Source organism: Flavobacterium poyangense, from assembly GCF_011751075.1.
Taxonomy (GTDB): domain Bacteria; phylum Bacteroidota; class Bacteroidia; order Flavobacteriales; family Flavobacteriaceae; genus Flavobacterium; species Flavobacterium poyangense.
Genome location: NZ_JAALLN010000026.1, coordinates 1 through 15,128, shown reverse-complemented (window position 1 = coordinate 15,128; position 15,128 = coordinate 1). Strand labels below are relative to the sequence as shown.

The following is a 15,128-nucleotide window of genomic DNA, read 5'->3' as shown; positions in this document are numbered from 1 at the left end:
ATACGTCTAATCAGCGTTGAGCAAGTACTTCTTTCGTATTTCAAAATACAAAGCAAAATCTGAATTTCGCCCAACGGGTTGTTTTTATTATAAATTTTAACCCATTTAAAACTAAATCAACCATGAAAAAAATTACTTTATGCGCTACTCTGCTAGCACTGTTTTTTATGACTTCATGTCAAAAAGAAAACGTTCAGGAAGAAAACAAGTCCATGTCTGCAGAACAGAAGGAAAATTGGTTAACGGCAAAACTCGATGCAAAATTTGCCAGTTCCCAAAAGAAGGTTACCGCTTATTTGTTCCCAATTGATGAAATGAGAGCGTTGGTAAAAACACCAAATATAAGCGAAGTTCGATTTATTCTCGGCTATGAAGACCATACGATTCAGATTAGTATAGTCGGGGTCGATAAGTCCGGAAAAGAATTAGGATTTGTTAATTCTAATCTGTTAAAAGAACCGGGTTATGAAGAAAAGCTAAGTAGACTTACTGAATTGTCTGTTAGTACAACTGAGAGAAGATCAGAAGTAGTGGAGGAGCATTTACTGTTTCCCAAAGATGCTTTTGCAGGTATAGAAGCCTGGCAGGAAAAATTAAATTCGGTCACTGATCTGGACGAAGTTACTTCTTATGAAGGGGCACGTTTTTATCATTTTAGCTTAGAAGCGGAGGTCATAGCGGCTATGGTCGAGAACGAAAATATAGCAAACATTGGTTTGTTTTTTGGACTTAATCCAAAAGGAAAGGTGACTACTATTTTAATTGGGCTTGACAAGAATAATGCCGTAAGAGAGCTTACAGAGGGAATAAGAGCCGATATTCATATTGCAGTTAGCATTTTTGATGGTGTCCGCCCATGTCCTCCCTACGGAGATTGTAAATCCTCTAATTAATTTAAGTTGCTGGTTGTGAAATGTATACTGTAAAATGTATACTGTAAAATGTATACTGTAAAATGTATACTGTAAAATGTATATTGTAAGATGTAAAATGTAAAATGTAAAATGTAAAATGTATAGTGTGATATGCTAGTCTGAAAGGGCGTATGTTTTAATAGCAGATTAAGCAAATCACTAGAATTTAGGTATATGGTTACTCTATTTCAGTGATCTGACATAACTATATGTTTGTATAAGGTAAGATAGTAATCAGCTGAGCAAAACTCATTACTTTTTACATCTCACATCTCACATCTTACATTTTACATCTCACAGTATACATTTTACTTAATTTTAAGATTCAAAATAAAGGTTTAGACAAAGCAATGTTATTTAAAAAACAATACACACGTCAAGACTAGTAGCTGATATTTATGTTTTTTGCAATCATGTCTTCGATCGGGTGATCTTTCTGATCCTGTGGATAATGAGTGATAAAGAAGTTTAATCAGGAAACAAAATCTCTGTCAGGGTAAAAATCTGACAGAGATTTTTATTTTAAGTTTTTGAGATGTTCTGTCTGAAATTAAGTAAAATGCAATACATTTGATTCGTAGAGTACAAAATAAATGATTCAAAAAAATGAAATTTTAATGGTTTCCGGAAGTATAATTTCAATTCCTGAAAAAGAGATTGTGATCATAATATTGTACACATCGCTTTTTTTGATGTTGATGGCAATCGCTTTGGTCGTATTTTTCTATTTTTCAAGGAAAAAAATCATAGAAGAAGAAGTAGAAAAGAAAAACTTAGAAATTCATTATCAAAAAGAACAATTGCTTGCTGTAATCCTTACTCAGGAAGAAGAGCGTAAACGAATAGCACTGGATTTGCATGATGATATTAGTTCTAAACTGAATATAGTATCTTTAAACAGCCATTTATTAAGGGCTCCCAATTTAACAGAAAAAGAAACTTTAGAAATTACCGGAAATATTATCAATCTAACGACAAAGGCCTTAGAGAATTCAAGAAAGATTGCGCATAATTTACTGCCACCGGTTTTCGAAAAATTTGGACTTCATGCAGCAGTTGAAGAATTGTGTGAAGAATTCGAAAGCTGTAAAGTTGTTAAGGTATGTTATCAAAATGAAATTGAGTTTGATCATAATGATATGGATCGCCATTTACATGTTTTTCGAATTTTGCAGGAATTAATGAATAATTCGCTGCGACATGGAAAGGCCAATGAAATAAAAATTGCTTTTAAAATTGAAAATGAGATGTATGTTTGCCATTATGAAGATAATGGAGTCGGTTTTGATATCGGGAAATTAGAAAATCAAAATGGACTTGGTATGAAAAACATCGACAGTCGGGTGTCTTTTCTTAACGGAACAATCAAAATTGACTCTCAAATTGGCAGTGGTATTGCGGTAATCTTTACTTTTTAATGTCTATTTTGAAATAAAAAGCATTTTTTTTCCAATAAGTACAGGCTTTTCGCTGTTTTTCAAAGCATATTTTGTAATTTCGGTATACTAAAAACGCCCAAATCTAGTAAAAAATGAGTAACGCTATTAAAATTGCTTTAGTCGATGATGAAGTTTTATTTCGGAAAGGAATTTCTTTTTTACTGCAAAAGGAGGATAATATTGAAATTATTTTCGAAGCTTCAAATGGAGAAGATCTGATTTTTTGCTTAGAAGACAATGAGGTAAGACCCGATATTATTGTCATGGATCTGAAAATGCCTGTTTTAAATGGGGTTGAAGCCACCAAAATTATTCGCAAAACCTATCCGGAGATTAAGATAATTGCTTTAACGAGCTATGATACAAAATCATTTATCGCTAATATGATACAGGTGGGCGCCGTTGCATACCTCATAAAAAATACCACACCAAAGGATTTAATCCATACTATTAATGAAGTAGCGCGAAAAGGGTTTTACTACAGTCAGACTGTTTTAAGGACTATTCAGGATACTATCATTTCTTCAAAAAATAATAAATCTAACTTAGAAACCGGGTTTTTGTCACCTAGGGAAATAGAAATTCTACAACTTATTTGTCTGCAAAAAACAACTTCTGAAATTGCAGATCAACTTTTTTTAAGTCCAAGAACTGTAGAAGGACACCGCAATAATTTATTGCTAAAAACAGAATCCAGAAATATTGCCGGATTAGTAGTATATGCAATTCAAAATGAAATTGCAGTTTTAACCATTTAAGTTTAGCTTGCTAAAAACTGAATAGATAAAACGTAATATAGAATTATAGTTAGAATAAGAGCACAAATACCTATTCTTCGTATTATATTTATTTTCTTTTGCTTATTGTTACCTTCATTGGATTTCATAGTTAAAAGCTTCATCGATATAGTAAAAAATGGTTATTTTGGTGAACAAATTTAAATAGAAAGAATTGTTAAAATACAGGTGTTTTTACGTGATTTTGTTATTCTTTTTACAGTTTCCTGATTTTGCGTGGGGAGCGGAATAAATTGGTTAGGCAATTGTGTTTTTTACTGCTTCCTTTATATCTTTACTAAAATAATTTTCTGATGAATAAAAGCTTAGTTTATATTGTTGTACTTCTGTTTTCATTAACTGCTAAGGCTTCGTTTATCCTATTGCCGATGGATGAATCTACACAACAAAATCATCTGAAAGCTTACGGAATTACCTACTGGTGTCTGAGTAAAGATTACAAGGCCAGCTGGTTACTGAATTATCGCGGAGGTTCTTTTTTATTGCCCGATGCAGAGGAAATACGCAAAGAATGTAAAATTAGAGGAGTTAGTTTTGAAATAATTTCAGATGCCGAAGAAGCTTCAATTTTAAACGAGATTTCGAGTCCATCACAAAATATGGAATCGGTTGTGTTGGAGAAAGCACCAAAAATTGCGGTGTATACGCCAAAAGGAAAACAACCTTGGGACGATGCCGTAACCTTAGTTTTAACGTATGCCGAAATACCTTTTACACCAATTTACGATGAGGAAGTTTTGAGTGATCAATTGCTTCTTTATGATTGGTTGCATTTGCATCATGAAGATTTTACAGGTCAGTACGGTAAATTTTATGCTGCTTATAAAAATACACCCTGGTACATTGATCAAAAAAGTGATGCAGAAGCATTGGCGGCTAAATTAGGTTACCCCAAAGTATCACAGGAAAAAGGAGCTGTTGCAAAAAAAATACGTGATTTTGTGATAGGCGGAGGGTTTATGTTTGCCATGTGTTCGGCAACCGATAGTTTTGATATTGCGCTTTCTGCAGACGGAGTTGATATTTGTGAAGCAATGTTTGATGGTGATGCCAGCGAACCCAATTATCAGTCAAAACTGAATTATTCAAATTCATTTGCCTTTAAAAATTTTACATTAGAAAGAAAACCTGAAGTATATGAGTTTTCAGATATTGACATGACCTCCAAGCGTAGGGTTCCAATGGAAAAAGATTACTTCTCACTGATGGAATTTTCTGCAAAGTGGGATCCAATTCCGAGTATGTTATGTCAGAATCATACGCAATTGGTAAAAGGGTTCATGGGACAGACTACTTCTTTTGATTCCGCTTTAATAAAATCGAACGTTTTAGTGATGGGGGTTTGTGAACTTAACGGGGAGTCAAGATACATTCACGGCGAGAAAGGAAAAGGAATGTTTACCTTTTTTGGAGGCCATGATCCTGAGGATTTTCAGCATCAGGTTGGAGATCCGCCAACCGTTCTGGACCTGCACCCCAATTCTCCGGGTTACCGATTGATTTTAAATAATGTGCTTTTTCCTGCTGCGAGAAAGAAAAAGTTGAAAACATAAAATTTATTTGACGGAGAATTCCATCCAGACAGGAATGTGATCCGATATTTTTCGAGCCTCTTTTAAGGAATTAAATCTTTTGTAAAACAAAATCACTCCCGAATTGTGGTGTGATAAGGTATTGGTGCTATAAAATATATTATCAAATTCTGATGCTAAGCAGGTTTCTCCCTTGCACTTTTGTTTTAAAGTGGTTTTTTGATTTTGAAAAACAGGAGCATACCCCATTTTTTTTAAAGGATTAAAAACAGTATGCGACTGTGGGCAATTATAGTCACCGGCAAAAATTAAGTTTAGATTGGGGTACTGTTCCGGTAAAAATTTAAAATATTTTATTTCTGTTTCTGGTTGTTTACTTTTGGTAATGGCATGAAAGTTTACTACTGTGATTGTTTTTTTGTTAATTTCAAAACTGGCAAAATAGGGCTCACGATCAATTTGCGGACCGTATTTTTTTTCAAGCCAGGCATTTCCTTTCAATTGAACTTTATTGAGTTTCCAGATAAAAGCATAGCGCTCTTTTTTATAACTGTTACCACTCGTAGGATCACTAATGCGATAATCCCATTTTGAACCTTTTTTATTCAGGACACCGGCTAATTTGGCTACCGCCTGCGCACCCCCATAACCCGCTACAACTTCCTGAACGGCGATAATATCATAGTCACGAACTGTATTGGCAATAAAATCTAATTGAGATGCTGTTTTTGATTTTCCAAAGTTCTCTATATTCCACGATAGAATTTTTATCTGAGAAAAGGACTGAAAAGTGACGAACAGAACAAGAAGGCTGAGAATATTTTTCATGAGGAAGGGAAAGCATCAAATATAGTATTCTATAATTTGTCACTTTGTTAAAAAGAGAAAAAAAAATACCATAGATAAGTTTTTTTAATGTCTTGTAAATCTGTTTTTTAATGCTCAAGCTATAACTATTGTTTATAGAACAAAAAGAATAGGGATAAAAATGATGTTCTATTGTACTTTTAGTCGCACTGCTTTCTCTGATAAAAAGGCGAAATAAACTATAAGTAAAAAATAGAGCTGTCCTTTGATAGTCTTATTTTGGGATAAGGAAAGCCGTAAATAAAATGGAAATTATATTAAACCAAGATCCTTTGCAATAGCGATTAAATGCACATTGTTGTTGGCTTTAAAGAATGTTTTTAATTTATTGATTCTTTTCTCAATGCTGCTAGTGCCGTTCGGAGTAATCGACAGGTTTTTGAATTCGTTTGAAATGTTTTCTAAAGTAAAACCTTTTGCCAGAAGTTTTAGAATCGAAATGTCATAAACTTCTATTTCAATGACCGCTTTGTCATTAAAACTGATAGATAAATTAGACGATACTATATTTTCTTCATTTTTGAAAGTTCTTTCAATTGCCTTTTTTAGTTCGTCAATACTATTTCTTCCCTTTGAGATATAAGCATTAATGGCTAGATCTTTAAAAAGAGATTGTATGCGATACGATTTGTCTTCTATTGAGAATATAATTTTCTTTATCGTAGGCTGTACTTTATTTATGGCAACTATAAGTTCTTCTCCGGAAGATAATTTTACTTTCCTGTGATCGGACTTAAAAGATAAATCGCTTATAATTAAATCATATGGTGCTTTTTCGGCTATCCCTTTTTTTATTTTTAATAGGGCATCATCACAATATTTTACATGATCAATGATCGGGATATTTAAATCTTCCAAAACCTTAATAACTGTTATGCTTATGCTGTCTAAATCTTCGGCAACTAAAACTTTTTTAAACATAATTTCTATTTTTTATAAATGAAAGGTAAAACTTAATTTAAACCCGCTTTGAGAATAAGCGTCAAAAATAAGAGTTCCGTTGATAGTTTTTATACGGCTTTCCATATTTTGTAGTCTATTTTTTAGAGCGGTGTTGTTTTTTGTAGTCCCAACGCTATTATTTGCGTAAGTTACGATTAATTTTTTATCTTTTATTTTAAAAGTTAAACTGGCCAGAGTGGCTTTGCTATGGGTTTTCATAGTGGCAAATAACTCTTGAAGCACCCTGTAGAGAATTATTTTCTTGTTTTTGTCTATTTGTTTCCACGGAATGGTATCTAAACCACTGACAAAAATGTTAATGTCCTGCGTTTTAAATTCAGAAATCATTTCTTTTAAAACGAAAGTATAATTCTCATTGGTTAAAATACTGCTGTTTTCCTTTGAAATGTTTCTGGTGCGGGAATAGATAACTTCTAAATGGTTTAGTAACTGTTCTTTGTTCTCCTCGATTTCCAGATTTTCATTGCTTACAAATAAAATCACATTGTAAATGTTGTTGGAAAGCTCATTTTTTAATTTTGCTGAGATGCGCATTTCGCTATCATAAATGGCATCGCTTTTTTCTCTCCTCCCTTTTATAATTAAATAAAGAGAAAGAAATAATATAAGAATCAGAATGAATAAGATAAGGATATAGGAAATTATATTGCGGTTTTTCTCTCGTTCGAGTTGCAATTGGTTTTCTGCCTTTTGAGTTTTGAGTTGTAAATTTTCTGCTTTATCAAGTTTCGAATTATATTTAATTTGAGAAAATTGATTTTTTGTTCGTAATCTCATCTCCTTAATGCTATCTGATAGATGTATATAAGCGAGAGTGTACTTTTTTTGTTCAGATCCGTGGCTGCATTTTACAAGAGCGCTTAAATATTTGATTCTTTTTGTTGTGTAATTATTTTGGCAAGAGATAGCATAAGCCTGCTTAATATGTTTGTAAGCGTATTCTGGATTGCTTTCGAAATAATAAAGAGAAATAAACCAATGATTGAACATTGTTCCTTCCTGATTTTTAATTTGCCGGTTAATTTTTAAGCTTTCATTAAAACAGTCTAATGCTTTAGGATTTTGAGTTTTGTAGTAACAATGCCCAAGATCGTTTAATCGCATGGCATAATTTTTTTTACTGAGATCTAAATTTTCTGTATTTGTATTGTCTTTTGCAAGTAGTGGTAAATATATTTTTATCGCAGTATCGTATTCTTTCTGATCACAATATACCAATGCTATATTGTGTAAGGTTTGATTCCTTTTTGAAGTAGTGGAGGTGTGGCTCAATGCTTTTTTATGATACAAAAGAGCATTTTTTAAGTCATAAGTAGTATGATAGTTTTTAGCCATAATCGTATACACCGACCATTTGTATTCGCGATCTGTTGTTTGTTCTAAGTAAGGCATAGTCTTAGTTAGATAAAACTCGCTTTTAAAGGAATTACCTTCAAACTGCTGTATTTCTGCCATACACATCAAGGTGTAAACAAATTCGTCCGGATTTTTTTTGGGATCAATCAAAGGCAGGACCTTATTGAAGTAATAGTAGGCACTTTCTCTTTTTTTAGTGTCTAATAAAACATCTGCAGTGTCCATAATTTTCCTGATCTGAGTAATATGAGAGTCTTTTTTGGGACTAACACGGTCCTCTCTCTTGCAGGATTGTACAGTTAGACTAACCGATACCAGAATAATTATTTTTAATAGAAGATGCTTTAACGGACATCCTTTTGTAGAAATATTCATGTTTTTATTAGTGGTGTAATGGGAGTTTAATAAAAACTTTAAAGCCTTCTTTTGGGTTGGAGTTGAAAGTAACACTTCCTTTTACAGTAGAAATTCTATTTTCTATATTTTGCAGTCCATTTTTAAATCCTATTTTTTTGAGATCAATACCCTGTCCATTATCGCCGTAATTAATTAGGATAGTATCAGCTGTCTTTTTTATTGTAATGTCAATTAAGGTTGCCTTACTGTGTTTTTTCATATTAACGAGCAACTCTTGTAGGATTCTGTAGATTGCTATTTTTGTTGTCTTGTCAATTTCGTCCCACAGAATGGTATCTAAACCATTTAGGACAAGGGTTACATTTGAAGTGTTAAATCCCGAAATCATATTTTTTAGCGAAAAGATGTAATTGATATCGGTTAAGATTGGGCAGTCCTCTTTTGAAATATCCGTGGTTCGGGAATAGATATCAGTAAGGTTATTTATTAAATTGTTTCTGTTTTCTGTTATTGAAAGATCTCTGTTTTCTGCAAAAGCCATGGCATGATAAACATCATTAGCAAGTTCGTCATGTAATTTTTTTGAAATGCGGGTTTCGCTGTGATAAGTGGCTTTTAGTTTTTCTCGATTGGTTCTTGAACTCAGGTAGAAATACAAAATAAGGATAAGAACCAAAGTCAGCAAAATGATGATGTAAGAGATATTATTTTTTGTTTCTTGCTCTTCCAGTTGAAGCTCATTTTTGATTTTTTCGACTTTGAGCTTTAAGTTTTCATCTTTTTCTTTTTTAGAATCGTATTTAATTCTTGCAAATAAGTTTTTTGCCTTCTGTTTTATTTCAGAAATACTGTCTGTCAATGTTACATAGGTAATGGCATTCTGCTCTAGTTCTTTACCGGAATCGTTTTTTATAAGAAAGGCAAGGGCTTTTAGTGTATTATCTGTACAATCTGAAGCACTGTATTTAGCGTAACTTAATTGGGCATATTTTATTGATAAAGGCAGATTGCGTTTTTGATAGTATTCAGCAAGATGATAATAGATTTTGCTCAATTGATAACTGTCGTTTATTTCAGACTTTAGTTCCAGACTTTTAGTATAATACAGCAACGCATCATCTTTTCCAAGTTTAAAATGACAAAAACCAATGTTGTCAAGTATTTTAGAATAATACTCCCGATTTTCGAGAGTGGTTTTGGTTATACTTAATGGCACTAAAATTTGCAAGGCGGCATCATATTTTTTCTGTTTTATCAGAACGGCTCCAATATTGTTTTTTGTAGCTAGCTTTTTTATGAAGTCAGTCTTTAAATGTAACGCTTTATAAAAGTACGAAAGAGCATCATCGTAATTGTAAATGTTGCTATAGCTGGTACCAAGTATAGTATAGATTTTCCAGAGAGAATCAGGATTCTTTAGATTTTTTAAAAGAGGCAGTGCTTTGGTTATGGTAGTTTCACTCCCGAGATAATCGCCCAAAGTTTGTTGTATTTCGGCCATGTTCATTACGCAATAGGCATAATCGTTACTATGCACAGCCGGATTGCAATTAATTTTGGCTTTATTATAATAGAAGAAGGCACTGTCAAGTTGCTTGTTTGTCTTAAATTGATCAGCTGTTGTAATAAGTGGTCGAACTTCAGTTTCGGTTTTAGCTTTTTTTGAGATGACAACCGACTTCTTTTGACAAGAAGAGAAAACAAGCAGGGTAAGGAATAGAGTGAGGTAAGTTTGTATTCTTTGTGGTATCATTGCGCCAAAAATAGAAAATTCTATAAAATGACAACACGTATAAATACGGTATTTTGTGTTTTTTTTCAAATGCGTGAAATTGATTTCTCATATACAGTTAGATACAAACAAACCCTCAGTGGTGAGGGTTTGCATTAGTATTTTTTTGTAAAAATTATCTTTAAAATTATACAGCTCTCAGACCTGTAGTAATTCCAATCCTGTTCCAGGCATTGATAGTGATGATCATCATTATAATTTCGGCAAGATATTTTTCATCAAAAAACTTTGCAGCATTTTGATATACTTCTTCAGAAACATGATTGCTTATTAGAGTGACTTCCTCTGTTAATGCTAAGATAGCTTGTTCTTCTTCGGAGTAAACATCAGCCTCACGCCATGCACTTAGTAAATAAATACGCTGTTCGCTAAGTCCAAGTTTACGGGCATCCGTGGTGTGCATATTGATGCAGTATGCACAGCCATTGATTTGGGAGGCCCTAATTTTGATTAATTCTTTGTGAATCGGAGTAAGTGATGTTGAAGCGATGTATTTTTCTAAACCTAACATGGCCTGATAAGCTTCCGGAGCTGCTTTGGGAATAACGATTCTTGGTTTCATTGTACTTGTTTTTTAAAGTTTGATACAAAGTTCGATTATAACTGCTTTAAAAAACTTGAAGTAGTTCAAGAAAGGGTGATTAGATTTTTCCGGCTCTGATTTTACTCATAAACTCAGCAGAGAAATCCAGATAGGAGGCAAGCATATACTGAGGGACACGTTGTACAAATTCGGGAAACAGGTTGTTGAAATGATGATACCTTTCTTCGGCCGACATGGTAAATAAAAACTTGATACGCATCTGTGCCGCTCCGAAAGATTTCTGAGAAACGATTCTAAAGTACCGTTCCAGTTTAGGTATCTGAATGAATAGTGATTCAAGTACGGGTTTTTCAATTGCAATGATTTCACAATTTTCAACCGCCTGAATATAAAAATGTGATGGAATCTGACTATGATAACTTAAATAATCAGTAAGCCACCAGTTTTCAATTCCAAATTGCAGCGTTTGTTCAGTTCCTTTTGAGTTAATAATGTATTGTCGCATGCATCCTTTTACAATGAAGTAGCTAGTGTTGCAAACCTGACCTTCTTGCAATAGATGTTCTTTCTTCTTTATTTTAGACATACTTAAGCAAGATTCCAGAGTATCGATCTCTGAAGGTTCTAATGTTATAAATTTTGCTATATGGTCAAGAAGAGGTTGGGACATGCTGCTTTATTTTTCTTTTGTATAAATGTACTTCTTAATTTTAGTTTGTGAAAGAGAGATTTTTTGAGATCTGTATTAAAACAAAAAACCAGTCAATTGACTGGTTTTTCTATGATAAGTAAGTAAATCTAAATTGAGTTTATAAAACGTTTATTTTACTTTGTTAAGTATTGCTTTGAAAGCTTCAGGGTGGTTCATAGCTAAATCTGCAAGAACTTTACGGTTCAATTCGATTCCGTTAGCTTTAACTTTACCCATGAATTGAGAATAAGACATTCCTTCTAATCTAGCTCCAGCGTTGATACGTTGAATCCATAAAGCACGGAAATTTCTTTTATTCTGTTTTCTGTCACGGTAAGCGTAGCACATTGCTTTCTCTACCGCATTCTTAGCAACTGTCCAAACGTTTTTACGTCTACCAAAGAAACCTTTGGCTTGCTTCATTATTTTTTTTCTTCTTGCTCTTTTAGCAACTGAATTTACCGATCTTGGCATAATTTTAATGTGTTTTTGTAGCAGGCGTCCTGAATTAAATCAAAGGAACTTAATGGCCATACTCCAAGGTTATATAAATAATTTTTAACCGAAAGAAAATCTTTATATTGTATATTGTAGTTTGTATACTGTACAATGTTAAAAACATTTTACGACATACATTTTACATTTTACAATTATTAGATAATTCTTAATTGTTGTTTAATGCTTTTCATATCTGTTGAGTGAACTAGCGCTGAGTGTGTCAAAGCTAATTTACGTTTTTTAGATTTTTTAGTCAAGATGTGACTTTTAAAAGCATGCTTTCTTTTAATCTTTCCAGAACCAGTAACTTTGAAACGTTTCTTGGCGCTAGATTTTGTTTTCATTTTAGGCATTTTTCCTAGTGTTTTAATTTATTCTTACTTACTTATATTTTTAGTTTCAGGTTTAAAGTCTCAGTATTGAACTGTTTACTGAGACTCAAAACTGAAAACTATTTCTTCTTCTTCGGAGCAATGAACATGATCATTCTCTTTCCTTCTAAAACAGGCATCGCTTCTACTTTACCATGTTCTTCTAAATCGGTTGCCAAACGCAATAATAAAATCTGACCTTGATCTTTATAGATGATAGAACGACCTTTAAAGAAAACGAATGCTTTTAGTTTTGCTCCTTCTTTTAGGAACTTCTCCGCATTCTTTCTTTTAAATTCGTAATCATGCTCATCCGTTTGAGGACCAAATCTAATTTCTTTTACTACAACTTGCGTTGACTTAGCTTTTAAAACCTTATCACGTTTCTTTTGTTCGTAAACAAATTTCTTGTAATCCATGATTTTACAAACCGGCGGCTCAGCATTTGGTGAAATTTCAACCAAATCCAATTCGAATTGATCCGCTAAACGTAAAGCTTCAGCAAGCTTAAATACACCTGGTTCGATGTTCTCGCCTACTAACCTTACTTCTTGCACACCACGAATGTTATTGTTTATTCTGTGTGCATCTTTTTTTTCTACTCGAGGTTGGTAACCTCTGTTGCTTCTTATTGCTATGACTTTATAATTTAAGTTAAACTGTAAAAACTTTTAATGTCTTTTTTATTTCTTCGTTTACAATAGCGACAAATTCATCAATTGTAACTGTACTATTTCCTTTTCCTTCTTGACCGTGGCGACGAATAGAAATCGTTCCGTTTTTCTCCTCTTCCTCACCTACAATAAGCATAAACGGTATTTTTTGCATTTCTGCATCTCTGATTTTCTTACCAATAGTCTCGCTTCGGTTGTCAATTAGGGCGCGAATTTCGTGATTTTCTAGCAAATCTAAAACTTTTTTAGCATATTTTTCGTATTTCTCGCTCAAAGACAAGATAATAGCCTGCTCAGGCATTAGCCATAGTGGGAAATTTCCTGCAGTATGCTCTAGTAAAATAGCTATGAAACGTTCCATAGATCCGAAAGGAGCTCTGTGAATCATTACAGGTCTATGTAATTCGTTATCAGCGCCTTTGTAAGTCAATTCAAAACGCTCAGGTAAGTTGTAATCCACCTGAATAGTACCCAATTGCCATTGTCTGCCTAAAGCATCTTTTACCATAAAGTCAAGCTTCGGACCATAAAAAGCAGCCTCGCCATATTCTACTACGGTATTCAATCCTTTGTCTGCTGCAGCGTTGATAATCGCATTTTCGGCTTTCTCCCAGTTTTCGTCAGAACCAATGTATTTCTCTCTGTTTTCCTGATCTCTCAATGAAATTTGAGCTGTGAAGTTCTCAAAGCCTAATGAACCAAATACGTACAATACTAAGTCAATTACTTTTTTAAACTCTTCGTCCAATTGTTCCGGAGTACAGAAAATATGAGCATCGTCCTGAGTAAACCCTCTTACACGAGTCAATCCGTGTAATTCACCGGATTGCTCATATCTATATACAGTACCAAATTCAGCATAACGCTTAGGAAGATCTTTATATGACCAAGGTCTTACATTATAAATCTCACAGTGGTGAGGACAGTTCATAGGCTTCAATAAAAACTCTTCCCCTTCGGCAGGAGTATTGATTGGCTGAAAACTATCTGCACCATATTTCGCATAGTGACCGGAAGTAACATAAAGCTCTTTTTGTCCAATATGTGGAGTTACTACTTGTTCGTATCCGGCTTTCTTTTGGGCTTTCTTTAAAAATTGCTCTAAACGATCTCTAAGTGCTGCGCCTTTTGGTAACCATAAAGGCAAACCTTGTCCGACTTTCTGTGAGAAAGCAAACAATTCAAGCTCTTTACCAAGTTTACGGTGGTCACGACGTTTGGCTTCTTCCAGAAGTTCAAGATACTCAGTTAAGTCTTTTTGTTTAGGGAAAGAAGTTCCGTAAACACGAGTCAACTGTTTGTTCTTCTCGTCACCACGCCAGTAAGCACCTGCAACGCTCATGATTTTCATCGCTTTTATAATTCCGGTATTTGGAATATGTCCACCACGGCATAAATCAGTAAATGTAGAATGGTCACAGAATGTAATAGTCCCGTCTTCAAGGTTAGAAATCAATTCTGTTTTGTAAACGTTGTCTTTATACATTTCTAACGCATCGGCTTTACTAACCGGGCGCATTTTGAATTCATGTTTTCCTCTTGAAATTTCAAGAACGCGATCTTCAATTTTTTTGAAATCAGCATCAGTTATCTTTTGGTCTTCAAAATCTACATCATAGTAAAACCCGTTTGAGATCGCTGGCCCAAGAGTTAGTTTAATTCCAGGGTAAAGTTCCTCAAGCGCTTGTGCCATTACGTGAGAAGTCGAATGCCAGAAAGCTTTTTTTCCTTCCGCATCATTCCAGGTATATAAAATAAGACTACCGTCGGTCGTCAATGGAGTTTCGGTTTCTATTGTTGTACCATTAAAAGACGCAGAAATCACGTTTCTTGCAAATCCTTCACTAATGCTCTTAGCAACCTCCATCGGAGTTACGCCTGAGGCAAACTCTCTAATTGACCCGTCGGGTAAAGTAATCTTAATCATTGTTTATAATTTTGTGAATGCAAATATAGCGCATTACAAAAACACTTACAATATGTAAGTAGAACTTTATATGTATATATGAGTAGATAAGATTTTGGGATTTTAATATAGTAGTAAGGATGGGTGATAGTTTTGATTAATGTGATCCTTGTTTAGCTGTTGTGGTTTCTTTGTTTGTGTATATCCGGTAGGCTATGGGTGTTTTGGGATGAAAGATTTAATTCCGATCTCTTTCTGTTGTAGGTGTGGAATAGGTTTATCGTTAGATTCTTTTATTAATCAACGATAACCCGACAGGTTTTCAAAACCTGTTGGGTTTGTTGTATATATGTCTTGTCCTGAAAAAGGTTGACTACAATCCAATTAATTATGTCAACAGAAAGGAAAGTTCTAAAAAAAGTAATGC

The 15,128-nt window shown here is 33.8% G+C and carries 14 protein-coding genes; 4 read left to right on the top strand and 10 right to left on the bottom strand.

Going from position 1 to position 15,128, the window contains the following annotated elements; translation table 11 throughout:
* Positions 1–122: 122 nt before the first annotated feature.
* From G3A47_RS21635 to G3A47_RS21620, 4 genes are all read left to right on the top strand, one after another.
* Positions 123–893, top strand: a complete 771-nt coding sequence (locus tag G3A47_RS21635) for a hypothetical protein (protein WP_166926238.1) — start codon at positions 123–125, stop codon at positions 891–893.
* Between the two features lie 614 nt (positions 894–1,507).
* Positions 1,508–2,332, top strand: a complete 825-nt coding sequence (locus tag G3A47_RS21630; protein ID WP_243860542.1) for a sensor histidine kinase — start codon at positions 1,508–1,510, stop codon at positions 2,330–2,332.
* Between the two features lie 113 nt (positions 2,333–2,445).
* Entirely contained in the window at positions 2,446–3,111 is a 666-nt protein-coding gene (locus G3A47_RS21625) for a response regulator transcription factor (protein WP_166926236.1), read from the top strand.
* A 332-nt stretch (positions 3,112–3,443) separates the two neighbouring features.
* The gene (locus G3A47_RS21620) at positions 3,444–4,703 is read left to right on the top strand and encodes an asparagine synthetase B (RefSeq protein ID WP_166926235.1); all 1,260 of its coding nucleotides are present in this window, start codon (positions 3,444–3,446) and stop codon (positions 4,701–4,703) included.
* Between the two features lie 3 nt (positions 4,704–4,706).
* Here G3A47_RS21620 and G3A47_RS21615 read toward each other — a convergent pair whose 3' ends face one another.
* The 10 genes from G3A47_RS21615 to thrS form a co-directional block, all read right to left on the bottom strand.
* Positions 4,707–5,510, bottom strand: coding sequence for an endonuclease/exonuclease/phosphatase family protein (locus G3A47_RS21615; protein ID WP_166926233.1), 804 nt, complete (start codon positions 5,508–5,510; stop codon positions 4,707–4,709).
* Positions 5,511–5,801: 291 nt separating this feature from the next.
* On the bottom strand, positions 5,802–6,470 hold the full coding sequence (locus G3A47_RS21610) for a response regulator transcription factor (RefSeq protein WP_166926231.1): 669 nt from the start codon (positions 6,468–6,470) through the stop codon (positions 5,802–5,804).
* Positions 6,471–6,482: 12 nt separating this feature from the next.
* Positions 6,483–8,243: a tetratricopeptide repeat-containing sensor histidine kinase gene (locus G3A47_RS21605; protein ID WP_166926229.1), complete on the bottom strand. Its 1,761-nt coding sequence runs from the start codon at positions 8,241–8,243 to the stop codon at positions 6,483–6,485.
* Between the two features lie 7 nt (positions 8,244–8,250).
* Entirely contained in the window at positions 8,251–9,978 is a 1,728-nt protein-coding gene (locus G3A47_RS21600) for a tetratricopeptide repeat-containing sensor histidine kinase (protein ID WP_243860540.1), read from the bottom strand.
* A 166-nt stretch (positions 9,979–10,144) separates the two neighbouring features.
* On the bottom strand, positions 10,145–10,579 hold the full coding sequence (locus tag G3A47_RS21595) for a carboxymuconolactone decarboxylase family protein (RefSeq protein ID WP_166926228.1): 435 nt from the start codon (positions 10,577–10,579) through the stop codon (positions 10,145–10,147).
* A gap of 79 nt (positions 10,580–10,658) precedes the next feature.
* Positions 10,659–11,231 (bottom strand): Crp/Fnr family transcriptional regulator, encoded by a 573-nt coding sequence (locus tag G3A47_RS21590; protein ID WP_166926226.1) that lies wholly within the window; start codon positions 11,229–11,231, stop codon positions 10,659–10,661.
* Between the two features lie 150 nt (positions 11,232–11,381).
* Positions 11,382–11,726, bottom strand: coding sequence for a 50S ribosomal protein L20 (rplT, locus tag G3A47_RS21585; protein WP_007810721.1), 345 nt, complete (start codon positions 11,724–11,726; stop codon positions 11,382–11,384).
* Positions 11,727–11,905: 179 nt separating this feature from the next.
* Complete coding sequence (rpmI, locus tag G3A47_RS21580) at positions 11,906–12,103, bottom strand: 50S ribosomal protein L35 (RefSeq protein ID WP_007810722.1); 198 nt, start codon at positions 12,101–12,103, stop codon at positions 11,906–11,908.
* 98 nt (positions 12,104–12,201) lie between these two features.
* Positions 12,202–12,753: a translation initiation factor IF-3 gene (infC, locus tag G3A47_RS21575; RefSeq protein WP_072974136.1), complete on the bottom strand. Its 552-nt coding sequence runs from the start codon at positions 12,751–12,753 to the stop codon at positions 12,202–12,204.
* 22 nt (positions 12,754–12,775) lie between these two features.
* Positions 12,776–14,722, bottom strand: coding sequence for a threonine--tRNA ligase (thrS, locus tag G3A47_RS21570; RefSeq protein ID WP_166926224.1), 1,947 nt, complete (start codon positions 14,720–14,722; stop codon positions 12,776–12,778).
* Positions 14,723–15,128: the final 406 nt, after the last annotated feature.

Bases quoted from the DNA above. Each gene is read 5' to 3' on its own strand.
- G3A47_RS21635 (WP_166926238.1), top strand. From the start codon at position 123: ATGAAAAAAATTACTTTATGCGCTACTCTGCTAGCACTGTTTTTTATG.
- G3A47_RS21630 (WP_243860542.1), top strand. From the start codon at position 1,508: ATGATTCAAAAAAATGAAATTTTAATGGTTTCCGGAAGTATAATTTCA.
- G3A47_RS21625 (WP_166926236.1), top strand. From the start codon at position 2,446: ATGAGTAACGCTATTAAAATTGCTTTAGTCGATGATGAAGTTTTATTT.
- G3A47_RS21620 (WP_166926235.1), top strand. From the start codon at position 3,444: ATGAATAAAAGCTTAGTTTATATTGTTGTACTTCTGTTTTCATTAACT.
- G3A47_RS21615 (WP_166926233.1), bottom strand. From the start codon at position 5,510: ATGAAAAATATTCTCAGCCTTCTTGTTCTGTTCGTCACTTTTCAGTCC.
- G3A47_RS21610 (WP_166926231.1), bottom strand. From the start codon at position 6,470: ATGTTTAAAAAAGTTTTAGTTGCCGAAGATTTAGACAGCATAAGCATA.
- G3A47_RS21605 (WP_166926229.1), bottom strand. From the start codon at position 8,243: ATGAATATTTCTACAAAAGGATGTCCGTTAAAGCATCTTCTATTAAAA.
- G3A47_RS21600 (WP_243860540.1), bottom strand. From the start codon at position 9,978: ATGATACCACAAAGAATACAAACTTACCTCACTCTATTCCTTACCCTG.
- G3A47_RS21595 (WP_166926228.1), bottom strand. From the start codon at position 10,579: ATGAAACCAAGAATCGTTATTCCCAAAGCAGCTCCGGAAGCTTATCAG.
- G3A47_RS21590 (WP_166926226.1), bottom strand. From the start codon at position 11,231: ATGTCCCAACCTCTTCTTGACCATATAGCAAAATTTATAACATTAGAA.
- rplT (WP_007810721.1), bottom strand. From the start codon at position 11,726: ATGCCAAGATCGGTAAATTCAGTTGCTAAAAGAGCAAGAAGAAAAAAA.
- rpmI (WP_007810722.1), bottom strand. From the start codon at position 12,103: ATGCCTAAAATGAAAACAAAATCTAGCGCCAAGAAACGTTTCAAAGTT.
- thrS (WP_166926224.1), bottom strand. From the start codon at position 14,722: ATGATTAAGATTACTTTACCCGACGGGTCAATTAGAGAGTTTGCCTCA.